Below are 25,713 nucleotides of genomic sequence, written 5' to 3'. Positions count from 1 at the left end.
GTTATGCCTCACTCTTTGTTTTCTCTTTTGGTCCAAGCTGCAGTTCAATCTGCTTTGACAGATTGTTAATGACATCATGTACCGTTCCCGGCATAGTGAAGCCCGCAGCTCGCACATGTCCGCCTCCGCCGAAGTATCTGGCAATCCTGCTCACATCAACCTTTTCTTTGGAACGCAGACTCACCTTGTATACATTCGGCTCCAGCTCATACATAAAAATTGCGACCTCTACTCCTTTTGTCACACGAAGCTGGCTGACAATTCCTTCCAGCTCTTTTGCAGTCACACCATAAAACTGCATGACTGCTTTCGTCAATGAAGTGAAAATACACGCCCCATCCATAAACACAATACTTTCCAGCAGCGCTCGCCCCAAAATCTGATTCTGTGCATATGTTTTTTCATAAAAAGTATGCTCGATCAGTGCCGGGGCGTTGATCCCCCTGGAAAGAAGATCTGCCGCCGCCCTCAACGTATCCGGACTTGTGCAGGAATACTGAAACACACCGGTATCATGAACGATCCCCATATAAAGCGCTTCTGCCACTGTTTCTTCAATCTTCTCCTTATCCAGCAGACGATATACCAGCTCTGAAGTGGAACTTGCATCCGGCACAATATAATTTTCATCCGCAAATTCAGTGTTGCTGATATGATGGTCGATACATAAAGTGGTTCCGGCATTTTGGAATAATGGGACGGAAAATCCAAGTCTTTCTTTGTCGCCGCAGTCCAGACAGATAAACAGATCATATTGTTTCTCCTCCGGAATACTGTGCCGTATATGTTCAGTTCCTCTGATTACCTGGAATGTCTCCGGGATTTGTTCGAGATAAAGATCAACTTCTATATTCTCATAGTTTTGTTTCAGGTAAAGATACAGCCCCGTGCAAGAGCCGATACAGTCTCCGTCCGGACGCTCATGGCCTCCGATTGCAACAGAAGTCTTACCCTTCAGGATTTCCTTCCATTTATTTTGATTCATCCGCATCTCCTTTTGAATCCAGACCTTTGGTTACATCATCAATCTTTTTTGACATATTTACGCCGTACTCAATGGACTGATCCAGAATAAAGCGTATTTCCGGAGTATTTCTCATATTCAGACTATGTGCGAGTTCCCGGCGGATATATCCTTCTGCACTCTTAAGGCCCGCAACTGTGTCCTCCTGGGCTTTTTTGTCCCCGAGAACACTGATATAGGCTTTACATGTTTTCAGATCAGGAGCAACCTCCACCGCAACCACAGAAGTCCAGGGAGCGATCCTGGGATCCTTGATCCCTGATCGCAAAATATTGGAAAGCTCCTTTTGAACTTCTGTATTAATTCTTGTATTTTTGATACTGTTTTTTCTCATTAATCTTTCATCTCCTTTCGGAGGACAAGGCAAAACCCTATCTTGGGATTTCTACCATTTTGAAGGATTCTACCTGGTCACCTTCTTTGATATCATTATAATTTTCAAATACGAATCCGCATTCGTATCCTGCTCTTACTTCTTTTACATCATCTTTAAATCTCTTCAGGGAAGCAAGCTTTCCGTCATAGATCACAATGCCGTCACGCATAATTCTTGTCTGGCAGTCTCTTTCAAATGTACCGTCCAGAACATAAGCACCTGCAATTGTTCCCACACCGGAAGCTTTAAATGTCTGACGCACTTCAGCGTGACCAAGTACTTTCTCCTCAAATACCGGATCAAGCATACCTTTCATAGCTGCTTCCACGTCTTCGATCGCATTATAGATAACACGATACAGACGGATGTCAACTCCTTCTCTTTCAGCTGTCTCTTTGGCTGTTGCATCCGGACGGACATTAAATCCGATAATGATCGCATTGGATGCCGATGCAAGGCTGACGTCAGATTCATTGATCGCTCCGACTCCTCCGTGAATGATCTTCACAACAACCTCATCATTTGACAGTTTCAGAAGACTCTGCTTGATAGCTTCCACAGATCCCTGCACATCTGCCTTTACAACGATGCCGAGTTCTTTTAAGTTTCCTTCCTGGATCTGCGTAAACAGATCATCCAGAGAAAGCTTGGATTTTGTTTCTTCCAGAAGCTTCACTTTACTTTGAGAAATGAATGTTTCCGCAAAGTTTCTTGCCTCTTTCTCATTCTTGCATCCCACGAAGACTTCTCCTGCATTAGGAACATCGTTCAGTCCGAGAATTTCCACCGGCATGGACGGTCCCGCTTCTTTCACACGTCTTCCTTTATCGTCCATCATTGCTCTTACTTTTCCGTAAGCGCTTCCGGCTGCAATAGGATCCCCTACTCTTAAGGTACCTTTCTGTACGAGTACGGTTGCCACGGATCCTTTTCCTTTATCCAGCTGCGCTTCTATTACAAGCCCTCTTGCGCGTCGGTTCGGATTGGCCTTCAGCTCCAGCATTTCCGCTGTCAGGATCAGCATTTCCATAAGATCTTCCAGCCCTTCTCCCGTTTTCGCGGAAACCGGAACAAAAACAGTACTTCCGCCCCAGTCTTCCGGGATCAGCTCATATTCTGCCAGCTCCTGCTTTACTCTGTCAATATTGGCGCTTGGCTTATCAATCTTATTGACTGCAACCACGATCTCTATACCTGCCGCTTTGGCATGGTTGATCGCCTCCACTGTCTGAGGCATAACACCATCGTCTGCCGCCACAACAAGAATGGCGATATCTGTAGAATTAGCGCCGCGCATACGCATTGCAGTAAACGCTTCATGTCCCGGCGTGTCAAGGAACGTAATCTTTTCTCCGTTTACTTCTGCCACATATGCACCGATATGCTGTGTGATTCCTCCGGCTTCTCTGTCAATCACATTTGTGTGGCGGATTGCATCAAGAAGGGAAGTCTTTCCATGGTCAACATGCCCCATAACACAGACAACCGGAGGACGCTTTTTCATCTTCTTTTCGTCCTCTTCATCCTCTTTCAGAAGTTCTTCAATAACATCCACTACTTCTTCTTTCTCACAGAGAATGTCAAATTCCAGCGCGATTTCTTCTGCTGTTTCATAATCCACTTCCTGATTCACTGTAACGATCTTGCCCTGCATAAACAACTTTTTGACAATAGCCGACGGAACAACTTTCATCTTATCAGCCAGCTCCTGAATAGTCAGCACTTCCGGAATCACAATAGATTTGATCGTCTCTTCCTGTTTCTGCTCTTTATGCTGAGGTTTTTGCATCTGCGGTTTCTGTTCCTGCTTCTGCTTTCTTCCCTTTGGCATTCTGTCTTCATCATCGTTTCTGTAATCTTTTTTCTTATAGTCGTCTTTGCCTTTATTCTTATTTCTCTGCGGCTTCTGTCCTTCCAGAGCCGGCGCCGGGATTGACTGTCCGCGTCTTTGCTGACGGTCTTTATTATCCCCGAATCTTCCGCCCTGATCTCTCCTGTCTTCTCTTCTATCATCTCTTCTGTCGCCAGATGGTCTTCCTGTGCCTCTTCCGCGGTTTCTGTCGCCGGGCTCTCTTCTGTCTTCTCTTTTCTCTTCTCTTCTGTCATCTCTTCTGTCACCGGACGGTCTTACCGGACGGCTCTGACGCTGGCGGTCTGCCTGCCCAAAGGACGGACGGCCTCCCTGGGAACGCTCTTGCTGACCCTGTGCAGGACGGTTCCCTTGCGGACGCTCTGCCTGATTCTGTACCGGGCGGCTTCCCTGGGGACGCTCTGCCTGACCCTGTGCAGGACGGTTCCCTTGTGGACGCTCTGCCTGATTCTGTACCGGGCGGCTTCCCTGGGAACGCTCTTGCTGACCCTGTGCAGGACGGTTCCCCTGCGAGCGCCCCTGACGGTTTCCGGGTTTGCTGTCCCTTAAATTCTGCGGACGGAATACATGAACGATATTCTTTTTCTTCGGCCCTTCTTCTTTCTTTTTCCCGAATGCCTTGCGAAGCATCTCAGTATCTTCGTCTTCCAAAGCACTCATATGGCTTTTAACTTCTATATTTTTTTCTGCAAGAAACTCCATCAGCTCTTTGCTTGTTTTGCCGAGTTCCTTTGCAAGTTCATATACTTTGATTTTTGACATACAACCTACCTCCTCTATGCAACTTCTGTTATCTCTTAAGCATCCAAATGTCTCATAATTCCTTTTGCAAATCCCGCGTCCAATACCGCAAGAGATGCTCTGAACTCTTTTCCCATTGCATGGCCCAAGGTATCTTTATCTTCGTAAAAATAAATTGGAACATGATAATAATCGCACATATTCCGGAATTTTTTCTTTGTATTCTCGGATGCATCCCCGGCTACAATTACCAAAGCAGCCCTTCCGGTTTTCACTTCTTTTTCCGTACAAAACTCTCCGCTCACTGTTTTCCCGGCTTTAGTTGCCAGACTGATCATGGACAGCGCTTTATTCTGTATCAATTTCTCTCATCTCCCTTTCCAGTGTTTCATACACTTCTCTGGGAATTGCCTGTTGAAAAGACCGTTCCAGGCCTTTTCCCTTTATTGCTTTTTCCAGACATGCTCTGGAAGGACACAGGTAAGCGCCTCTCCCATTCTTTTTTCCGGTAGCATCCAGTAAAAACTCTCCTTCAGAGGTTCTGATAACCCGAAGCATTTCCTTTTTACTCTTCATTTCCTGACACCCTACACATTTGCGCATAGGAACTTTTTTGTTACTGCTCAACTTATCACCTATTCTTCATATTCCTGAAATTCGATTTCTTCTGCTTCTTCCTGGCTGTCGTAATCTTCTTCGTAGGATTCCGGATACTCTTCTTCATAAGTATTTTCATCGTATCCGTCCTCGTATACTTCTTCTTCGTATACCCCTTCGCCAAGCTCCATATAATTTTCCGGAAGCTCTCCTGATTCAATGGCCTGTGTCTCGCTCTTAATATCGATTTTGTATCCGGTCAGACGTGCTGCAAGTCTTGCGTTCTGTCCTTCTTTACCAATCGCAAGAGAAAGCTGGTAATCCGGCACGATAACGCTTGCTGTCTTATCATCAGGATCAGCCATAACAGAAATTACCTTCGCGGGACTTAATGCGTTCTCGATCAAAATTCCCGGGTTGTCACTCCAGTTGATAATATCGATCTTCTCGCCGCGCAGTTCATTGACAATTGCGTTTACTCTTGCCCCGTTCATTCCGACACAGGCTCCCACGGGATCCACATCCGGATCGTTGGACCATACTGCAATCTTTGTACGGCTTCCTGCCTCTCTGGCAATGCTCTTGATCTCCACGATGCCGTCTTTCACCTCTGTCACTTCTGCTTCAAACAATCTCTTTACAAGCTCCGGATGGGTACGGGATACAAGGATCTTAGGACCTTTTGTTGTATTTTTTACTTCAACCACATACAGCTTGATTCTCTCGGTAGGCTTGAACACCTCGCCTTTTACCTGTTCATTTTCCGTGAGCATGGCGTCTGCCTTTCCAAGATTGATGCTGACATTTTTTCCGACATAACGCTGTACGATACCGGTTACAATATCCCTCTCTTTTTCAAAATACTGATCGTATACCACTTTTCTTTCTTCTTCACGGATCTTCTGAAGGATCAGGTTCTTGGCATTCTGTGTCGCAATACGGCCGAAGGATTTGGACTCAACCGGGATCTGTACAATATCGCCCAGCTCAAATTTGCTGTCGATCATCTTTGCGTCAGCCAGACTGATCTGCTCCACTTTATCCTCTACTTCCTCTACCACTGTCTTTTCCTGGATCAGCTGGTAATCACAGGTTTCTCTGTCCATGATCACCTTGATGTTGTCTGCTTTTCCAAAATGATTTTTGCAGGCATTGATCAGAGAATTTTCGATGGCATCCATCAGGGTATCCTTGCTGATGTCCTTTTCCTTTTCCAAAATATTCAACGCTTCTAATAATTCTGTGTTCATGTGACTTTCCTCCTAAATTAAAAATCGAATGCCAGACGAATGAGCGCGATATCGCCTTTGTCAAATGTTTTTTGTTCACTGTTTTCCATTTCAATCGTTACGGTATCTTTATCATAGCCTGTAAGGATTCCGGTAAATTCTTTCTTTTTGTCCACCATACGGTACGTGCGGATCTCTACTTCCTTCCCGAGACTTCTTTTAAAGTCCTTCTCTTTTTTCAGGGGACGGCCAAGTCCCGGTGAACTTACTTCCAAAATATAGGACTCTTCGATAAAGTCCTTTTCATCCAGGAGATCGGAGAGCTCTCTGCTGACCTTCTCACAGTCATCCACATTGATTCCTCCCGGTTTGTCGATGTAAGCGCGAAGATACCAGTTTCCGCCTTCTTTTACATACTCTACATCCACCAGTTCAAATCCGTTTCTTTCCATGATCGGATTTAAGAGTTCTTCTGTTCTTTGCTCATAAATTTCTCTTTTTGCCAACGTAAAACCTCCTATTCGTACCGTTTCTGCTTCATAACTCCAGCGGAAATATGGGAAATCCAGAAAACCTTTCCATCATATAAAGAAGAGTGAACTTTCGTCCACTCTTCTGCCGCATGTTTATGTAACTGCTGTTTAGTATAGCACTGTTTTTACGGAAAATCAAGGGATTTCCCGTACTTTTTTTATATACCGGATTTTCTGTCCTAAATCTTATCCCCGGTTCTTTACTCCCTGGGTGTCTCTCTTTCCGATCCTGAGGCGGTTAAGAACTACTTCTTTCTCTTTATATACCGCCTTGGCCTCTGTCCCCTCGTCGAAGAGATACGCTGCTTCCAGCTCATCGTTTTTCTTAAGCCGGATTCCTCTTACACCCACAGCTCCTTTTTTCTTTTCTGAAACTTCTGACGCCGGGAAACGAAGGAAATACCCATCCTTTGTTTGAAGGACCACCTGCTTATTGTCGGTAATGACCGCCACACTGACAAGGCTGTCTCCCTCCTGCAGCTTCGTGGCTGCTATTGTCCGCTTGGATACCTGAAATTCTGTTCCTTCCACCTGCTTGATCATTCCCTGCTTAGTGGCAAAAAAGATTCTGGAGAAACGCATCTGTTCCGCGTCGCACAGATAGACGATCTCTTCCTGCGTGCTGTCAAAGTTGCTCATATTATCCACCGGCTGGCCTTTATCTCTGAATTTTCCAAAAGGAACATCCAGAACTTTCAGCTGATGCATCTTTCCGCCGTCAGTAAAGATACAGATCTTTCCGGTATTCAGACAGTTCACTACATATTTGTTTTCACTGTCCGCCGCCTCTTTATTCCTCTCATAGGTAGGAACATCCACGCATCTTGCATATCCGAAACGGTCCATAAGAAAGACGATCTCCTGCTCCTCGATCTTCTTTTCTTCAAAGACAGCTTCCTCTGCATTCTCAACCACAGTCTTTCGTTTGACTGCAAATTCCTTTTTGAACGCATCTAATTCTTCTATAATAACGTCTGCCATGGAATCATAGTTATTTAAAATATCCTCGTATCTTGCAATATTAGCCAGGGTCTCCTCATGCTCCTTCATAAGCGCTTCGATTTCCAGCCCGATCAGCTTATAAAGGCGCATTTCCAGGATGGCTGTGGCCTGCCGCTCCGTAAAGCGCAGCATGGACGCCATTTTCCTGGAAATCTTGGATTTAAAGACAATGTTATCCGTGATCCCTTTTGTCAGACATTCCTTCGCATCCTTCACCGACCGGCTTCCACGCAGGATCTCAATGATCAGGTCTATGACATCACATGCCTTGATCAGACCTTCCTGGATTTCTTTGCGGTCCAGCTCCTTTGCAAGAAGATTTTTGTATTTGCGTGTTGCAAGTTCAAACTGGAAATCCACATGATGCTCAATGATCTTCTTAAGCCCCATGGTCTCCGGACGTCCGTCTGCAACCGCCAGCATATTGACGCCAAAAGTATCTTCCAGCCGTGTCTTTTTATAGAGCATATTGGTCAGATTTTTGACGTCCGCCCCTTTTTTCAGCTCAATGACAATGCGGATCCCTTCCTTGGAGGACTGGTTGGAAATATCTACGATATCGTTTGTCTTTTTTGTTTCTACAAGGGCACAAACATCGTTGAGGAATTTTCCGATTCCTGCCCCGATCATGGTATACGGGATTTCTGTAATGACTAGACGCTGTTTTCCGCCTTTCATGTCCTCCACTTCCACTTTACCCCGCAGTTTGATCTTGCCGGTTCCTGTTTCGTAGATGTTCAGGAGATCATCCTTGTTTACCACAATGCCGCCGGTAGGAAAATCCGGCCCTTTTACATATTTCATCAGCTGCCTTGTGCTGATTTCATCATTTTTCATATAGGCCTTCACTGCGTCGATGACTTCGCCCAGATTGTGAGTCGGAATACTGGTCGCCATACCGACTGCGATTCCTTCCGCTCCATTTACGAGAAGGTTGGGAATACGCACCGGAAGCACTTCCGGTTCTTTTTCCGTCTCGTCAAAGTTGGGCATAAAATTGACTACATCTTTGTCCAGATCCTTAAGAAACGCCATCTGTGTAAATTTGGCAAGGCGGGCCTCTGTGTAACGCATGGCCGCCGCCCCGTCTCCTTCAATGGAACCAAAATTCCCGTGGCCATCCACAAGGACCATGCCTTTTTTAAATTCCTGTGCCATTACCACAAGGGCTTCATAAATGGAACTGTCTCCGTGAGGATGGTATTTACCCATCGTATCTCCTACTATACGGGCACATTTACGGTAAGGCCTGTCATAGCGGATACCCAGCTCGTGCATGTCATAAAGTGTCCGCCGCTGAACAGGCTTCAGCCCATCGCGCACATCCGGAAGGGCCCTTGCAATAATGACGCTCATCGCATAATCAATATAAGATTTTTTCATCAGATCCGAGTATTCCGTACGAATGATCTGTTCTTCCTGCATTGCTATTCTCCCTTCTAAATGTCAAGCTCTGCCTCTGTGGCATTTTCGTAAATAAAAGCCCGTCGGGGAGGCACTTCATTTCCCATCAGCATCTCTGTTACGCCGGAAGCCATTCTGGCGTCTTCTATTTCTACCAGCTTCAGGATTCTTGTCTTTGGATTGAGGGTTGTCTCCCATAACTGCTCTGCGTCCATTTCTCCAAGGCCTTTGTATCGCTGGAGGGTAAATGGTCCTTCATGGGTTTTCCGGTATCTTTCCAGTGCCTTATCATCGTAGAGGTATTCTTCCTCGCCTTTTTTGGGCATGGCTTTGTAAAGAGGCGGCATGGCGATATACACATGTCCCTCATAGATCAGCTCCGGCATAAACCGATAAAACAATGTCAAAAGCAACGTGGAAATATGTGCTCCGTCCACATCTGCATCTGCCATAATAATGATCTTATCGTACCGCAGCTTTGTAATATCGAAATCGTTGCCATATCCTTCCGAAAATCCGCATCCGAAAGCGTTGATCATAGTTTTGATCTCGGCATTGGCAAGAATCTTATCAATGCTCGCCTTTTCCACATTGAGGATTTTCCCCCGGATGGGCAGGATTGCCTGATACATTCTGTCTCTTGCTGTTTTGGCAGATCCTCCCGCGGAATCTCCCTCCACAATAAATATCTCGCATTTGGAAGCATCCCTGCTCTCACAGTTTGCAAGCTTCCCGTTACTGTCAAAGGAATATTTCTGTTTTGTCAGAAGGTTTGTCTTGGCCCTTTCTTCTGTCTTCCGTATCTTTGCCGCTTTTTCCGCACAGGAAAGAACCTTTTTCAGGTTTTCCAGATTCCGGTCAAAATACCTTACGATCTCATCGTTGGTCACTTTGCTGACAGCTTTTGCCGCATCAGGATTGTCCAGCTTGGTCTTTGTCTGTCCCTCGAATCTGGGATCCGGGTGTTTAATGGAAATAATGGCTGTCATTCCGTTGCGGATATCCGCTCCTGTAAAATTGCTGTCCTTTTCCTTTAAAATGCCGAGTTCTCTTGCATACTGATTCATTACCGTCGTAAAGGTTGTCTTAAATCCGGTCAGATGTGTGCCGCCTTCGGCGTTATAAATATTATTGCAAAATCCCAACACATTTTCGTGAAATTCATTGACATACTGAAAGGCGGCTTCCACCTCAATGCCTTCCGCCTCTCCTTTAAAATAAACCGGCTCATGGATGATTTCCTTCTTTTCATTGAGTTCTTTAATAAATCCCAGTATTCCATCCGGCTCATGATAAGTGATCTTCTCCGGTTCACTGCCCCGTCTGTCTTCATATATAATTGTCAAAGAAGGATTCAGGTAAGCCGTCTCATGCATACGGCTCTTTACCTCTTCTCCCCGGAAGCGGGTCTTTTCAAAGATCGTATCGTCCGGAAGGAAGTTTACCTTTGTCCCGGTTTTTCTTGTCTTGGCAATCCTGGGCAGAAGTCCGTCTTCCAGCTCTATAACAGGGATTCCTCTCTCATAGCGGTCGTGATGCACATATCCTTCCCTGCTGATTTCCACATCCATATAGGATGAGAGCGCGTTGACAACAGAGGAACCTACGCCGTGAAGTCCACCGCTCGTCTTATAAGCTGAATCATCAAATTTTCCGCCGGCATGCAAAGTAGTATAGACGATACGCGCCGCCGGCAGGCCTTTGGCATGCATACCTACCGGAACGCCCCGCCCGTTATCGCTTACTGTACAGGATCCGTCCTTTTCCAGGACCACATGGATCTCACTGCAGTATCCTGCCAGGTGTTCATCCACCGCATTGTCCACCATCTCATAGATCAAATGATTCAATCCTTTTGTGGAAACGCTTCCTATATACATTCCCGGACGTTTCCGCACTGCTTCCAGACCTTCCAGTATGGCAATGCTATCTGCATCATAGGTATTTTTCTTTGCCATATCGCTTTTACCCCTTCTCCTGATTTTTCACCATATCATTCCAATATTAGCATAAAATACAGGGTTGTGCAAACAAAAACACCCTTCTGCCTCAGCCTGTCAGCACCGTATTGAGAAGATCTGCCAGAACTTCCATGGCGTTTTTCATTTCCTGTACTGTGTTTGTCTGAGCCCCTGCTTCCACAAGGAGACTCTTTGGCATAAAGTGCATGTTATATCTGTAGCCCCTAAGGTAGATCCTCCTTGCAAATCCCGGATATCTGTTGTTGGCAGCCACCTGCATCTGAAGGGAAAAAGCCAGGTTATCCTGTATGTAAGGGTTTGCCAGATAATCAATCTCTCCATTGGCTCTTGTCTTGCTAAGACCGTTGAAAAACATGATCTGAGCAGTCTGTTTTCCGTTGACTTCCGTTACAAGGTGAGTCCCTTCTCCTACGCCGTCTCTGTGCAGGTCGATCACTACCTCGATAGTGGGATTCTCTTCCAGGATCTTCTGAATATCCGGTTTCGCCATATCATATGCAAGGCTGCGATCCAGCTTTCCGTCGATCAGATCGTATACGCCTTTATGATGAAGGGTAGGAATATGGTAGGTATCATTTAAAAGGCTTGTCAGATAATCCCCGATCCCCACAATCGAGGTGGACTCATCACCCTGTACCGAATCGGCAAACATTTCCTGTGAATGGGTATGATAGATCAGGATCTTCGGTCCCTCCTGACTTTGGTCGATCTTCATGTTCTTTGCCATCAGCTCCCCGCCTTTCAGCTCGTCAGGCCGGATCATAGTAGTGCTGTCCACTGTATAAAAATTACTGAGAAGATAATTAAAATCGCTCATTTTTTCAATAGAAGTATCAATCGGCGTCCCGGATGTATGTATCGTTTCCGCCGAATCGTCCTTTCCACTGATCAGTTTTCCATCCGCTCCGACTTCATTTTCATCATGGGCCTGCCGGCTTAATATCATTTCATAGGTAGCCGCATCTTCCACATCTGTACCGCCTCCTTCCTTTTCTTCTACATAAGATCCCAGCGGAACAAGAAGCGAGGTACTTCTTGCAATCATATCGGACAGGGAGAACTGTCCGCCTTTCTCCTCATAGGAAAAGCCGGGCAGCCAGACCTCCTCCACATGCCCAAAAAGTGCTCCGCTTATTTTCTCTCCTCCGCATTTCCAGGGTTTTACACCTGCCTGTACAACGGCATATCCCAGTAACAGAACCAAAATGCACATTATTCCGATTCTGCTAAGCCTCCATTTCCTCTTCACTTTCTCACCTGCTTACTGAATCTTTTACCACTATATGACCTCCGGTTCCGTTTTATGAAAGAATGAAGCAGGTCGGATCCTTCGTTTTCATTACGATCCGAACAAATGATTCAGAGCTTCGGAAATAGTATAGCTGATCCTCTTCACCGTCTCATCCACATCCTTCGGAGTAACAAACATCCCGTTCAGGTGGGGTGCGATCAGTTCCTTTACCAGTTCATACTTTTCCGCCGCATTATATCCCTGCAGGACCACCCCTACTCCTCTTAGGGTATCTGATGTTTCCATGGCCCGGATCAGACTTTCCATGGCGTCGCTTACGATCGTTGCTGCATCCACCACGGTAGGTACTCCAATGGCAATGACCGGCACGCCCACAGTTTCTTTCGTAATGGCATTCCTGTGATTTCCTACGCCGGAACCCGGATTGATCCCTGTATCAGACAATTGGATCGTCCGGTTCAGCCTTTTGGAATTGCGGGCTGCCAGGGCATCTACTGCAATAACCACATCCGGTTTTGTCTCTTTCACCACTCCTCGTATGATCTCCACTGTCTCCATCCCGGTCTGTCCCATAACTCCTGGTACAATAGCGCTCAAAGGATCAACCCGATCTTTCCCCATCGCATATTTTCCATATTCTTTTACAATATGTCTTGTAATATTCAGATTATCCGCAACATAGGGCCCCAGCGCATCCGGAGTTACCTGACGGTTTCCAAGCCCCGCTACAAGTACGGAACAGTCTTTCTTTTCGGCGGGAAGAAGCTGCCGTAAAAAACATTCCATTTCTTCCGATACTTCCCTGTGATAATATTCATCCGGCACAGCCAGTTTTGGCGCCTCCAGTGTAATATAATTCCCTACAGGCTTTCCCATGGTGCGGGCCCCGTTTTCTGTTGTAATTCTCACAGTCGTGACTCTGATTTCCCTCTCCTCATCATAATTTTCTTCCAGAACAACCCCCGGAATCTCTACGTTATCCGCCTCGAAACGCTCTTTCTGCTCTAAAGCCAGATCTGTCCGAATACTGTACTTCTCAATCATTTTGGCACCCTCATTTCAGTCTTGTTTTTCCTATAGTTTTTACAAATATTTGCGAAATATGTATTGACATCCCGGAATCATTGGCATAAAATAAATGAGTATGTTTCGTTAGACTGTCCGTGTCCGGCTCTAACGAATCGGAAATCGAGATCATCGAAATAGTATTATTTGGAGGTGGACAAGTTGGCTAACATTAAATCTGCTAAGAAGAGAATCTTAGTAAACGAAACAAAGGCTGCTAGAAATAAGGCAATCAAATCTAAAGTAAAAACCTGTGTAAAGAAAGTTGAAACAGCTGTTGCAAATAAAGATGCCGCTGCTGCTGCAGAAGCTCTTAAAATTGCTACTGTAGAGATCAACAAAGCAGGAAGCAAGGGTGTTTATCATAAAAACACATGCGCCAGAAAGATTTCCCGTTTAGCAAAAGCTGTAAACGGAATTGCTTAATCATAAAATGAAAGAACACAACAAAGACAGCCATACCGTCAGTGGCTGTCTTTGTTTTTTGCTGGCGTCAGTCTACACTGACGCTATAATCTAAATTGACGAATGTCCAAAACTATTGACAAAAGCGTCTATCTTCTGTCCGGCCGCGCACATCGGACAATCTCCGTTGGCATATTTCTCATAACCTGCCACATCTTTCTGTGTAAACACCGCATTGATATCCATTCCGGCCACCTTGGATACCTGGCTGAAAGCAGCGCAGATACCATTGACTCTTCCGCCGTAATAAAGAACACTCTCAATTGCCTGCATCATCGTTTTTCCGGTAGTAATAAGTCCTGCTATGATCAGTGTCTGCTGTCCTTCTATCATACGTTTTGTATTGTCCCGGAACATCATTTGCCCCATCTGATTCAACTCTGGTGTGACAAGAGAAATATTTTTTCCGCTGTTCAAAGATACCGTTCCCGGTCTGGAAAGTATATCTGCCACAAAAGTACCCACCACTTCCATACCGTCAAGGCAGACAATCGTATCAATCTCAACCGAGGAAAGATATGGCTCTGCCAGCACTTTTGCTGTCTCACGAGCATTATTACAGCGTGATTTTATGGTTGACAGATCAATGTAGGTATTGACGTGGGAATGAGTCGTAACAAAATGTCCTCTCATAATCTTTACACGTGCTTTCGGATTTTTCCATGAGCGCAGATCTTCAAACTGAATGTCCATAACTAAAACTCCTCCTTTCTGCTTTTCATTTTTTCTTAAATTGGATTCTTTGAAAATCTAATATCTGATTTGTATTTTATCATAAATAATCCAAAAATTCATTATTATCAGATAAATTTGGAACAAAGAGTTTCCTATCGAACAAAAAAAGATACGCACATCATTCGCACGTATCTTTTCATTTTCCTTTGAATTTCGGTATAAATTAGTTGTTGATCAGTTTGTCTTCGCCGTTCCAGCTGTAAAGTTTTCTGATTTCTTCACCAATCTTTTCTGCCGGATGCTCTGCAGCAAGTTTTCTCATTGCTTTGAAATGTACCTGGCGTCCCGCATCAGACATATCTGTCAGGAAGTCTTTTGCAAATGTACCATCCTGGATATCTGAAAGGATTTTCTTCATTGCCTTCTTTGTATCTTCTGTAATGATCTTCGGTCCTGTAATATAATCGCCATATTCTGCTGTGTTAGAGATAGAATATCTCATTCCTGCAAAACCGCTCTGATAAATCAGGTCAACGATCAGCTTCATTTCATGAATACACTCAAAATATGCGTTTCTCGGATCATATCCGGCTTCTGTCAATGTCTCAAAACCTGCCTGCATCAATGCACATACGCCGCCGCACAGAACAGCCTGCTCTCCAAAGAGGTCTGTCTCTGTCTCTACACGGTATGTAGTTTCCAGAAGTCCTGCCCTTGCTCCGCCGATAGCCAGTCCGTAAGCCAGTGCACGATCCCATGCTTTTCCTGTTGCATCCTGCTCAACAGCGATCAGACAAGGGGTTCCTTTTCCAGCCTGATACTCGCTTCTTACAGTATGTCCCGGAGCTTTCGGAGCGATCATTGTAACATCCACATTCTTCGGAGGTTTGATACATCCGAAATGAATGTTGAATCCATGAGCGAACATCAACATATTTCCTTCCTCAAGGTTTGGCTCAATATCCTTCTTGTACATATCAGCCTGCAGCTCATCATTGATCAGAATCATGATCACGTCAGCCTGTTTTGCAGCCTCTGCTGCTGTATAAACCTGGAATCCCTGTGCCTCTGCCTTTGCCCAGGATTTACTTCCTTCATAAAGACCGATAATAACATCGCATCCTGATTCTTTCAGGTTCAGGGCATGTGCATGTCCCTGGCTTCCATATCCGATAATTGCGATTTTCTGTCCTTCCAGTGCTGCCATATTACAGTCTTCCTGGTAAAAAATTCTTGCTGCCATGTTGCATTCCTCCTAAAATTTTGATTTCTTTTTTATATTCGTTAAAGGAAACTCCTTTAGCTTGCTGTATTTTGTCTGTTCTCCTCATCCGAACTCCATGTCCATTTCTGGCCGTTCTCGTCAATGCAGGTGATATCCCGTATACCTCTGGAAAGCCCCGTAATTCCGGTTCTGGCAAGTTCCAGTATTTCATACCCGTCAAGCAGATTCAAAAAGGCCTCCAGTTTGGATTGATTTCCAGTCAGCTCAAGCATCAGTGATTCCTTTTCTACATCCACTACTTTGGCACGGAAAATATCGGCCAGGGATATGACTTCTGCTCTCTCGGAAGCATTGGCTCTGATCTTTACCATGATCAGTTCCCTGTATACAGACTCCCCTTCCTTCAGCACTTTGATTTCAATGACATCTTCCAGCTTGCGTACCTGCTTTTCAATCTGTGACAGGATCAGTTCATCTCCGCTTGCTACAATCGTGATCCTTGTAAATCTGGGATCTGCAGTTACTCCTGCTGTAATACTGTCAATACTGTAGCCCCTTCGACTGAACAGCCCTGAAATACGGCTTAACACACCTGGTGTATTATCTACCAGCAACGAAAAAACTCGTTTCATACAAGCACCTCTTTTCTTTCTTTTTACAAAAACAGAGTGCGTTCTGTTTTTTTATAATAACAAGTTCCTACCCCTTTGTCAATAGCTTTCCGGAAACTTCATAACTGTATTTTCTGAAAACGTATCACTGCAGAGCGATTTTCTCTGCCAGATCATTCAGATAAACCCAGCGCTCCATTTTTTCTTCCAGTAAATTTTCTGTCTCATCCTTTTCCTTCATAAGCTGACCCAGTTTTACTGAATTGGTGGCGTTTTCATTTATCTCCCCTTCCAGTTTCTGCAGCTTTTCTTCCAGCAGTGCAATATCACCGTCGATTGTCTCGTATTCTTTCTGCTCTTTATAGCTGAACTTTAATCTGGACGGGCGGTTCTCCTTCCACTGCCGGACTGTTTCCGCCTTTTTCTCTTTTTCACTTTCTGACGATCCAACACTCTTTTTCTTCTGATCAGCATCCCGTGCACTGATATAATCCGTGTAGCCTCCTTCATATTGTCTCAATATTCCGCCTTCTTCAAAGGCAAGTATCCTGTCCGCTACATTATCAAGAAAATACCGGTCATGGGACACCGTCACAACAATTCCCACAAAAGAGGCTAAATAATCCTCCAAAATCGTCATCGTAGGAATATCCAGATCATTGGTACATTCATCCAGCACAAGGAAATTCGGATTAGACTGCAGAATCCCGAGAAGAAAAAGTCTCTTTTTCTCTCCACCGGAAAGCTTTTCAATGGGAGCATACTGCATATCCGGAGTAAACAAAAAACGTTCCAGCATCTGCGATGCCGTGATCCGCCCCTCTGTAGTCTGAATATACTCCCCTATATCCTTTACATAGTCTATCACACGCCGGCTGTCATCCATTTCAGGAAGTTCCTGCGAAAAATAGGCGACCTTTACTGTCTCACCCACTTCTCTTCTGCCTGCATCAGGCCGGATCAATCCGGCAATGATCTTGAGCAGCGTAGATTTCCCGCACCCGTTGGGTCCCACAATTCCTACCTTTTGATTTTTCAGGAATATATAGCTGAAATCCCGGATCAGCTGACGCTGACCATAGGAATGACTGACGTCATACAGTTCTATCGTTTTCTTTCCCATCCTTGTCTCAACAGAATCAATCTGTGCTTTAACCTCCCCGGAAGGGCCTTTCGCATTCTTTAAAGCCTCCAGTCTGTCAAGTCTCGCCTTCTGCTTGGTCGTGCGGGCCCTGCATCCTCTGCTGGCCCACTCAAGCTCCATGCGAAGGACACTTTTTCTCTTCCGCTCTGCAGCCAGTTCCCTCTCCTCTCTTTGCGTCTTACGTTCCAGGAAGCCTGAATAATCGGTATCGTAACTATACAGCTTCCCTCCTTCGATCTCCAGGATCCTTGTTGTAACTTTATCCAGGAAATAACGGTCGTGGGTCACCATCAGGATTGTTCCTCGAAAAGCTTTCAGGTAATCTTCCAGCCACAGGATCATCTCTTCATCCAGATGGTTGGTAGGCTCGTCCAAAAGAAGCACATCAAATGACTGTGCAAGCACCTTAGCAAGAGCTGTTCTTTTCTTCTGACCACCGGATAAGCTGGCAATCCTGGCCTCGAAATCAGTAATACCAAGCTTCGTCAGATAACTTTGTACTTTCCAGTCATAATCCTGCTCTCCTGAAAAAGCATAGGAACGCACAGTAGCTTCTGCAGGAAATTCCGGCATCTGTGGAAGATATGCCATTTTCATTCCATTCTGTTTAACAATCTGTCCTTCGTCAGGTTCTGCCAGGCCTGCCGTCATCCTAAGAAGTGTCGTCTTTCCCGTCCCGTTGATCCCCACGATCCCGATCTTATCCCCTTGCTGGATTCCGAAGGAAGCATCCTGAAAAATCGTTTTTCCGCCGTATATTTTACTGATATGTTCAATATTTATAAAATTCATTGTGTCGGTTCCTCCGCCTGTATGTCTTTCACATTAATCATAAAGAAAAGGACAGGACTTGTAAAGCCCTGCCCTCTTTCTCATTTCACATCCGTTCATCTATCTGCCATCAGATAAATTTCTTCTGTGAAGCGCGTTTTTTGCCGTACCAGATGATCACGCCGCCGTAGATGATCGCTGCTGCAGCACCGATCACATATGCGCCGCCCCATGGTACATTAAATCCGATTTTTGCGTTTACGATATATGTGATTGTGACAAATGCATACCAGACACCCGGAATCATAGGCATCCAGACGAATTTAGCCTTATTGTTTTCAAACATCCAGACAGAGATTGCCAGGAATGCAAACAGAGACAGCGTCTGATTGGACCATGCGAAGTAACGCCACAAAATATTGAATCCGTCTGCATTGCTCTTTGCAAATACAAGAATTACCGCCACAAGAATGAAGATCACCGCGGCCAGGGACAAACGCTTTTTCACATTTGTCTGATCCAGATGGAACGCATCTGCAACTGCCAGTCTGAGAGAACGAAGCGCCGTATCTCCTGATGTGATCGGAAGCACAATGACTCCAAGAAGCGCAATGATACCGCCGACATTTCCAAGAATATCCTTACAGATCACACCGATGGTTGCGGTTGCCAGAGAAGCGTCCGCTGCCTGCAGGCCAAGGTTGTAAGCCCCCATAGCTCCTGCAGCCCATACCATTGCAATGAATCCTTCCAGAACCATCATGTTGTAGAAAGTCATGCGGCCCTGGCGCTCACTCTTCATGGTACGTGAAATAATGGCTGTCTGTGTAGAATGAAATCCGGACAAAATACCACAGGCTACTGTAATAAAGAAAATCGGAATAAAGTGATTGGCGCTGAAATAATCCCCGTAAGGAACAAGAACGCCATTCCAGTTATCCCACAGCTCCATCAGCGGATATCCCTTTACAAAAAGACCGATAAATACTCCGATCGCGGAGAACAGGAGAATCCCACCGAAAATCGGATAGATACGTCCGATGATCTTATCGATCGGGAATACTGTCGCGATCAGATAGTAAACAAAAATAACTCCATAGATCACCCATGTAGATACAGAAGTTGCCTTTCCATCAAATCCAAACACCTGTGTTGCCGCAATATCTCCAGGTGTATAGATGAAGACCGCTCCTACCAGAAGAAGCAGCAGACTGCAGAAAATCTGGTATACTGTATATACGCCCTTGTTGCTGTATCTGCGGATCATATCCGGCATCTGTGTACCGCCGTCACGCAGACAGATCATACCGGAAAAATAGTCGTGCATCGCACCGCCGATGATATTTCCGATAGGAATTGTAATAAAAGCGATAGGCCCGAATAAAATACCCTGGATCGGTCCAAGGATCGGTCCGGTACCTGCAATGTTCAAAAGGTTGATCAGACTGTTTTTCCACTCTCGCATAGGAACATAATCAACCCCGTCCTGTTTGGAGTAGGCAGGTGTTTTCCTGTCGTCAGGACCGAATACTTTCTCACAGAACTTTCCGTAGAGAGCTGCCCCTACAAAAAGAATTGCAAGACCAATGATAAAAGTTATCATATGAATCCCTCCTTTTCTCATTTCCATATGATTTTTCACACAACTCAACAGTATAACAACCTGTTTTCTAAAAGTAAAGGTGCAAATTTATCCTCATTTCGATGTTAAATTTGTCATGGTTAAATTGATCATATTTTCATTGCAGCTGTCAAGTGCTATAATATTTCTGTCAGATCCGGCCGATCCGGTCTGAATGAATACCAACAGGAAAAGGGGAAATACCGTGACTGATTATTTTACTTATCTCGAAGAAGAACATATATCTCCCGGCGTTCTCAATGGAATCCGGGATTACAGGAAGCAGTTTCCGCCTGATGAAACAGCTGCTGTTCCGCCCAGATATTTCTATTATGGGAAAGAAGTATGGGAGCAGGCTGCGCACGCTCTTTTGGCCGGCGAAAATCTCCTGCTGGCCGGAGCCAAAGCCACAGGCAAAAATGTCCTTGCAGAAAATCTGGCTGCTGTATTCGGACGTCCCGTCTGGAACGTTTCCCTTCACATCAATACAGACGCCTCCTCTTTGCTCGGAACAGATACCTTCCAGAACGGGGAAGTTGTCTTTCGTCCCGGTCCGGTATGCCAATGCGCTTCTGCCGGAGGATTCTGCATACTGGATGAGATCAACATGGCACGCAACGAGGCATTGGCCGTCCTTCACTCCCTTCTGGATTTCAGGAAATCCATTCAGATCCCGGGATACGGACCGATAAAGATCCACGAAGCTTCCCGCTTCATAGCCACTATGAATTACGGCTACGCCGGAACCAGAGAAGTAAATGAAGCCCTCTCTTCCCGTTTCATGGTACTGCAGATGCCGGAAATTGAATCTGAAAATTTAGAGAAACTTCTTGAAAAAGAATTTCCCTCTCTCCGCAAAGAATATCGAAAGCAGTTCACTGCTCTTTTCCTGGACATCCGTTCCAAATGCAGAAGCGGTGAACTGACAGAAAAAGTACTGGACCTCCGCGGACTCATAGGCGCCCTTCGCATGATAGAAGGCGGACTTGAGGTATATCCTGCTCTTCATATGGGTATCACCGGTAAAACCCCGGATCCCTATGAGCAGTCACTGGTCCGGGATATCATCTCCTCCCGGTTTTCTGCCAAAACAGACCCCGGAAAATTATTTGACTTGTAGATTCGGGCCGCATTACGGTATTCTTCAGAAGAGACGCCCGGCTGCCGGCCATAACCAGATTAAAAAAAACAAATTTACAGCAAGAAGCAGGATAATACAATGCAGCAAAAACATTCCGTTTCAAAAGAACAGCGGCGTGCTATGAACATCGTCTGGACCGCCGCTGGAGATTACAGCTTTACACCGGCTTTCCTCTCCTTTTTCCAGGATGGAACGCCCGATTTTTATATGAACTCAATCATCGGATATGTCCGGAAATGGTATGAGCCGGAAATCATAAACCGGCTTTTTGATCTTGCCGGCCGCTCTTTTTTCCATGAAACACTGGATGGCCTTTTGTGGGTTGCGCTGGAAAACTGCGCTTACGAAAAGGAAGTGAAACAGCGTCCGGTTCTTGAGGAATTACGCCTGGAGCACGCCCGTCTCTTTTTTGAGCAGGAACAGTTCCGTTCCCGCCAGCAATGGATGGCTCAAAACAGCCTGGTTTATGCCTTGCAGGCAGCCAGATGCCGGCTTATACTTGGCAAAGAAGCTTCCCTTCTCAATCCATGGGAGCGGAATCTTTTTCGTGATCTGCAGTACAGCGGTAATATGAACACGCAGGAAATCTACGATCAGTCTCTCCTTATTTTCCGAAAATATTTTTTCTTCCGGGAAAACCTTGCAAAACCTTCCTTCTTTCAAAACCTAAGATCATCTTTTCAACGGCGTATGTTAAGACACCTTCCCTCAAAAACAGTCCGCACTGAATATCTTCTCACCGGAGTCAGTCCTTCCCGGACAGGCGGACGTCTCACCATCCGGGAAGGCGGTATTGGAAAGAAGCAGTTTTCTTCTCCGGAAGATTTTTCCTATATAGAAGGATGTTTTGGAAGATCCATCTATACAGATGCGGAAAATGAAGCGATCGAGCAGAGTCTCTGCACACTGGCACACCGGAACTGTCATCTTCATTTTACAGACGGAGAACTCTCCTCTGTCCCGGATACAGATCCCCTTGTGGAGAAAGTCCGGTCTGATGCCCACAGGCAATATCAGCAAAACCTGGCCCACTACAGAAGCCGTCGGGTCTTTTACCGGAACAGTATCCTTCATCTGACGGAACAGATCAAAAACGCTCTGCTGGTATATCCTCAGTCTCTGCCCCTTCCTGCCAGAAGCGGCCGTTTCTGTCCCGGCCTGATCTGGCGGGGTCTGTATCTTAATGATCCAAGAGTATTTACTGACACTTTGAAAGAAAACTCTGTTGATTTTTCTGTGGATCTGATGCTGGATGCGTCTGCCTCCCGCCTGGAATATCAGGAACTCATCTCCTGCCAGGGTTATGTTATTGCCAAAAGTCTGCAAAAATGCGATATCCCTGTACAGGTATACTCTTATCTAAGTATACGCGGCTTTACTGTAATGAACCGTTTTCTCCAATACAGCGACGGAATATCCGGGGACTGCCGTTCTCTCTTCCGCTACTTTGCTGCCGGCTGGAACAGGGACGGGCTTGCCCTAAGAGGCGCTGGAGAGCTGATGCACTCCTCTCCTGCCAGGAATAAAATCCTGATCATCCTGACAGATGCAAGTCCCAACGACGATCACCGCATTCCCCTGGGATCACCCGGCGCTTCCCACGTAAGCAGGGATTATTCAGGGCAGGCAGGGATCACCGACACAGCCAGAGAAGTACGCGCGCTTCGAAAAGCAGGAATCCACGTATGCGCTATACTTACTGGTGAGGACGGCGACGCGGCTGCTGCAAAGAGCATATTCGGGAATGACTTTGTCCGCATCGAGAAAATAGAACACTTTTCCCGGGCTGCCGGGCTGCTGATCCAGAAACAGATCCAAAAACTGAATATGGCGCCGGTATATACCGACGCCTCATCCAATCTTTTATAAAACCTATTTTACTTCTATCAGCTCATATTCCCGCGTTCCGATGCCAATCTTCTCCGCATGCGCCAGACAGGTCTGCCATTCACTTTCCGGTGTGGTATTCGTGAAATGATCATGGTGATCACAGAAATCGCTGGCATGCATATTGTCATCCAGGAGACTTCCCGGGATCGGCTGCTGTGCATTGCACGCATCTGCGCAGGCCTGATCCAGTGCAACCGGATCGTAGCTCGCAAACATACCGACATCCGGAAGGATCGGCAGGTCATTTTCTGCATGGCAGTCACAGTACGGCGACACATCTATCACAAGATTGATATGGAAATTCGGACGTCCGTCAATGACTGCCTTGGTATATTCTGCAATCTTCATATCCAGTTCCTTCACAGCAGAACTGTTCTCATTATAAATGGCGTCAAAATTGCATGCCCCCAGACAGCGTCCGCATCCTACACATTTTTCATGGTCAATGCTTGCCTTGTTTTCCGGGAAAGAGATTGCTCCGTGCGCGCAGTTTTTGGAACAGACTTTACATCCCACGCAGTGCTCTCTGTCTACAGTAGGCTTTCCGCTGTTGTGCTGCTCCATTTTACCGGCCCGGCTTCCGCATCCCATTCCGATATTTTTCAGCGCTCCTCCGAATCCGGTCGCCTCATGTCCTTTAAAATGATTCAGACTTATAAAAATATCCGCATCCATAACGGCACGGCCGATCTTTGCTTCCCTGACAAGTTCTCCGCCTTCTACCGGTACATACACTTCATCCGTTCCCTTCAGGCCGTCTGCAATAATGATATGGCAGCCTGTAGACAGAATATTAAAACCATTTTCATAGGCGGCGCTCAAATGTTCCAGTGCATCCTTGCGGCGTCCCACATACAGCGTATTACAGTCTGTCAGAAAAGGCCTCCCTCCCAGCTCTTTTACTACATCCGCAACTGCTTTTGCATAATTAGGACGGAGAAAGGACAGATTGCCGGGCTCTCCAAAATGTATCTTGATCGCAACCATCTTTTTCTCAAAATCAATCTCTCCAATTCCTGCTCTTTTCATTAATTTCTGCAATTTGCCCGGCAGGTTTGTACCGGGAAGTGCACGAAGATCCGTAAAATAAACTTTTGATTTTTCCATTCTATTCCTCTCCTTTACCCATCTATTTTCTATCTTACCGGCCCGCCTTTTTGAGTCCCGGTGCAGACAATAAAAGAACCGCCGTTAAAATACCGATAATACCGATCAGATCCATTCCCGCAAAAGCCACATGCATCATAAACACAGAAGCAATCGTTGCTGTAACAGGCTCGGCCGACGCCAAAAGACTCGCTTTTGCGGCCCCTATCATTCGAACTCCTTCCATGTAAAATGAAAAGGAAAGGACCGTTCCTACTACAATAACCACTGCAAGGGCCCCAACCGCCTGCAGATCCCATTGACCGGCCACATGCCATGGATGTGTAAATGCTGACAGTATAATGCCTCCTGCAAACATTCCCCAGCCGATCACACAGAATGTTCCGTATTCTTTCATCAGCCTGATAGGAAGCAGATTATAAACCGCCATCATGACTGCCGACATCAGCCCCCAGATAAGGGCGTCCGTTGATATGGGCATAGACTGAATGTTTCCGTGCGTAGCGAGAAAAAATGTTCCCACAAGCGCAAATATAAGGGCTGCAATTTCAAAATTATCCGGTCTTCTCCGGTCTTTTACGGCCTCAAAAGCCAGGATCATGACCGGAGCAGTATACTGCAGAACAGTAGCAGTACCGGCATTGGAAAGCTCTACTGCCGTATAATAGGAAAGCTGGCATCCCGCCATTCCAAACACAGAAAAAAGCAGCAGAGTCAGGACATCTCTCTTTCTTGTCCATATTTTCCAGAAGGTATCTCTTTGTTTAATCCATACTGTAGAAAGCAGCAGCAGGCCTGCAATGATAAGTCTTACACTGACGAGCCATCTGGCATTTGTCCCCTTGTACTCAAAGAGATACTGTCCGAACACTCCGGCCAGCCCCCAGAAGATTCCGCCGATCAGGGCAATCGACATCCCCCTGAGATTCTCTCTTCGCTCCATATTTGTAAATCTGTTTTCCATGTATGCTATCCAACCTTTTTCCCGTAAAAGATCAGACCCACTACTCCCGGTCCTGCATGAGTCCCTATACTTGGGCTCACATCATTGATCACTACTTTTTCAAAGCCCATTTCTCTGACATAATGCGCCACTTCCTCTGCCTCTTTCAGGCAGTCTCCATGAACAATGGCTACCATTCTGTCTTTTCCGAACTTTTCAGTATCCAGGCTCTGCTCCATCCGCTGCACTAAAGTCTTCAAAGCCTTTTTCCGTCCTCTTACTGTCCCGTCTGACTTCAGTTCTCCTTCGGCGGTGACAGTAAGCAAAGGTTTAATATTGATCACACTTCCTACAACTGCCGTCGTTTTAGATACTCTGCCCCCTCTTTGCAGATGATGAAGATCATCCACAGTAAAAATCACATTGATACACTCTCTTTCTTCCCGGAGAACCGCATCCAGTTCATCAAGTGTCTTTCCTTCCTTCTTAAGCTGTACTGCTCTGAACACAGATACTCCCTCTCCAAGAGAGGCATTCAGAGAATCAAATACAAGGATCCTTCTTCCGGGATATTTCTCCATAAGATCTCTTGCGGCTATCTGTACATTTCCGCAGCTTCCGCTTAGTGCACTGGAAAAAGCAATGTGATAAATATCCTTTCCTTCTTTCAGGATTGCTTCAAACGTTTCACGGATTACCTCCGGATTATTTGCCATAGATTTAGGAAGCTCACCCTTACGCATTGTCTCATAAAATTCTTTCGGCTCCATCTTAAGCTCATCACCATACACTGTATCGCCGAACATATAATACTGCGGTATAACAGGAATCTGATTTTCTTTCAGAAACTCTTCCGGCACATCAGAGTTAGAATCTGTTGTAATTACATAATCTGCCATTTGATATTCCTCCTCATGCTTATACATCTCATCCATTATATCTCATTCCGTACAAATTTACCAGACAGCAGATTTTCTTCTTTGCATTTTCCCCTATTAGTGATAAAGTAATAAGGTAGTTTCTATCTTCATTTTCTTTACTAATA

At 45.7% G+C, this 25,713-nt stretch carries 22 protein-coding genes; 3 read left to right on the top strand and 19 right to left on the bottom strand.

Features of this window, described 5'->3' with window-relative positions:
* Position 1: 1 nt before the first annotated feature.
* The 11 genes from R2J37_RS08225 to gpr all read right to left on the bottom strand — a co-directional run bounded on the left by R2J37_RS08225 (position 2) and on the right by gpr (position 13,054).
* Complete coding sequence (locus R2J37_RS08225) at positions 2-985, bottom strand: DHH family phosphoesterase (RefSeq protein WP_316264482.1); 984 nt, start codon at positions 983-985, stop codon at positions 2-4.
* Positions 972-1,358: a 30S ribosome-binding factor RbfA gene (rbfA, locus tag R2J37_RS08220; RefSeq protein WP_230106268.1), complete on the bottom strand. Its 387-nt coding sequence runs from the start codon at positions 1,356-1,358 to the stop codon at positions 972-974. The genes R2J37_RS08225 and rbfA overlap by 14 nt, the downstream gene beginning before the upstream one ends.
* A 37-nt stretch (positions 1,359-1,395) precedes the next feature.
* A complete protein-coding gene (gene infB, locus R2J37_RS08215; RefSeq protein WP_316264481.1) occupies positions 1,396-4,032 on the bottom strand; it encodes a translation initiation factor IF-2 in 2,637 nt (878 codons plus the stop codon).
* A 35-nt stretch (positions 4,033-4,067) separates the two neighbouring features.
* Positions 4,068-4,349, bottom strand: coding sequence for a L7Ae/L30e/S12e/Gadd45 family ribosomal protein (locus R2J37_RS08210; protein WP_465220975.1), 282 nt, complete (start codon positions 4,347-4,349; stop codon positions 4,068-4,070).
* A 10-nt stretch (positions 4,350-4,359) separates the two neighbouring features.
* Complete coding sequence (gene rnpM / locus R2J37_RS08205; protein WP_331471488.1) at positions 4,360-4,587, bottom strand: RNase P modulator RnpM; 228 nt, start codon at positions 4,585-4,587, stop codon at positions 4,360-4,362.
* A 59-nt stretch (positions 4,588-4,646) separates the two neighbouring features.
* Entirely contained in the window at positions 4,647-5,858 is a 1,212-nt protein-coding gene (nusA, locus tag R2J37_RS08200; RefSeq protein ID WP_230106272.1) for a transcription termination factor NusA, read from the bottom strand.
* Between the two features lie 17 nt (positions 5,859-5,875).
* Positions 5,876-6,343, bottom strand: a complete 468-nt coding sequence (locus R2J37_RS08195; protein WP_230106273.1) for a ribosome maturation factor RimP — start codon at positions 6,341-6,343, stop codon at positions 5,876-5,878.
* A gap of 213 nt (positions 6,344-6,556) precedes the next feature.
* Positions 6,557-8,797, bottom strand: a complete 2,241-nt coding sequence (locus R2J37_RS08190; RefSeq protein ID WP_316264479.1) for a DNA gyrase/topoisomerase IV subunit A — start codon at positions 8,795-8,797, stop codon at positions 6,557-6,559.
* Between the two features lie 14 nt (positions 8,798-8,811).
* On the bottom strand, positions 8,812-10,734 hold the full coding sequence (locus R2J37_RS08185) for a DNA gyrase/topoisomerase IV subunit B (protein WP_230106275.1): 1,923 nt from the start codon (positions 10,732-10,734) through the stop codon (positions 8,812-8,814).
* Between the two features lie 91 nt (positions 10,735-10,825).
* Positions 10,826-12,007, bottom strand: a complete 1,182-nt coding sequence (locus R2J37_RS08180) for a stage II sporulation protein P (RefSeq protein ID WP_316264477.1) — start codon at positions 12,005-12,007, stop codon at positions 10,826-10,828.
* Positions 12,008-12,097: 90 nt separating this feature from the next.
* Positions 12,098-13,054 (bottom strand): GPR endopeptidase, encoded by a 957-nt coding sequence (gene gpr, locus R2J37_RS08175; protein ID WP_316264476.1) that lies wholly within the window; start codon positions 13,052-13,054, stop codon positions 12,098-12,100.
* A 183-nt stretch (positions 13,055-13,237) separates the two neighbouring features.
* On the opposite strand from gpr, the gene rpsT reads away from it, so the two are divergent.
* Positions 13,238-13,501, top strand: coding sequence for a 30S ribosomal protein S20 (gene rpsT, locus R2J37_RS08170; RefSeq protein WP_230106278.1), 264 nt, complete (start codon positions 13,238-13,240; stop codon positions 13,499-13,501).
* Between the two features lie 90 nt (positions 13,502-13,591).
* Here the strand turns inward: rpsT and R2J37_RS08165 are convergent, their stop codons facing one another.
* From R2J37_RS08165 to R2J37_RS08145, 5 genes are all read right to left on the bottom strand, one after another.
* Positions 13,592-14,233 (bottom strand): type I phosphoribosyltransferase, encoded by a 642-nt coding sequence (locus tag R2J37_RS08165; protein WP_230106279.1) that lies wholly within the window; start codon positions 14,231-14,233, stop codon positions 13,592-13,594.
* A 205-nt stretch (positions 14,234-14,438) separates the two neighbouring features.
* Positions 14,439-15,458, bottom strand: a complete 1,020-nt coding sequence (ilvC, locus tag R2J37_RS08160) for a ketol-acid reductoisomerase (RefSeq protein ID WP_230106280.1) — start codon at positions 15,456-15,458, stop codon at positions 14,439-14,441.
* Between the two features lie 56 nt (positions 15,459-15,514).
* Complete coding sequence (gene ilvN / locus R2J37_RS08155; RefSeq protein ID WP_316264473.1) at positions 15,515-16,072, bottom strand: acetolactate synthase small subunit; 558 nt, start codon at positions 16,070-16,072, stop codon at positions 15,515-15,517.
* 124 nt (positions 16,073-16,196) lie between these two features.
* On the bottom strand, positions 16,197-17,987 hold the full coding sequence (locus tag R2J37_RS08150; RefSeq protein WP_316264471.1) for an ABC-F family ATP-binding cassette domain-containing protein: 1,791 nt from the start codon (positions 17,985-17,987) through the stop codon (positions 16,197-16,199).
* A gap of 109 nt (positions 17,988-18,096) precedes the next feature.
* Positions 18,097-19,569, bottom strand: a complete 1,473-nt coding sequence (locus tag R2J37_RS08145) for a carbon starvation CstA family protein (protein WP_316264469.1) — start codon at positions 19,567-19,569, stop codon at positions 18,097-18,099.
* A 193-nt stretch (positions 19,570-19,762) separates the two neighbouring features.
* On the opposite strand from R2J37_RS08145, the gene R2J37_RS08140 reads away from it, so the two are divergent.
* Entirely contained in the window at positions 19,763-20,707 is a 945-nt protein-coding gene (locus R2J37_RS08140; RefSeq protein WP_316264468.1) for an AAA family ATPase, read from the top strand.
* 99 nt (positions 20,708-20,806) lie between these two features.
* Positions 20,807-22,597: a vWA domain-containing protein gene (locus tag R2J37_RS08135; protein WP_316264466.1), complete on the top strand. Its 1,791-nt coding sequence runs from the start codon at positions 20,807-20,809 to the stop codon at positions 22,595-22,597.
* 3 nt (positions 22,598-22,600) lie between these two features.
* On the opposite strand, the gene R2J37_RS08130 is transcribed toward R2J37_RS08135, so the two are convergent.
* From R2J37_RS08130 to R2J37_RS08120, 3 genes are read right to left on the bottom strand one after another with little or no spacing between them, the layout of a single operon-like run.
* A complete protein-coding gene (locus R2J37_RS08130; RefSeq protein WP_230106286.1) occupies positions 22,601-23,725 on the bottom strand; it encodes a DUF362 domain-containing protein in 1,125 nt (374 codons plus the stop codon).
* Between the two features lie 34 nt (positions 23,726-23,759).
* Positions 23,760-24,689, bottom strand: a complete 930-nt coding sequence (locus R2J37_RS08125; protein WP_316264464.1) for a DMT family transporter — start codon at positions 24,687-24,689, stop codon at positions 23,760-23,762.
* Positions 24,690-24,694: 5 nt separating this feature from the next.
* On the bottom strand, positions 24,695-25,567 hold the full coding sequence (locus R2J37_RS08120) for a DegV family protein (RefSeq protein ID WP_230106288.1): 873 nt from the start codon (positions 25,565-25,567) through the stop codon (positions 24,695-24,697).
* Between the last annotated feature and the right edge of the window lie 146 nt (positions 25,568-25,713).

It is taken from the genome of Claveliimonas bilis, assembly GCF_030296775.1.
GTDB lineage: Bacteria > Bacillota > Clostridia > Lachnospirales > Lachnospiraceae > Claveliimonas > Claveliimonas bilis.
Note: the sequence above shows the minus strand (reverse complement) of the source record. Positions and strands in the feature narration are given on the sequence as shown.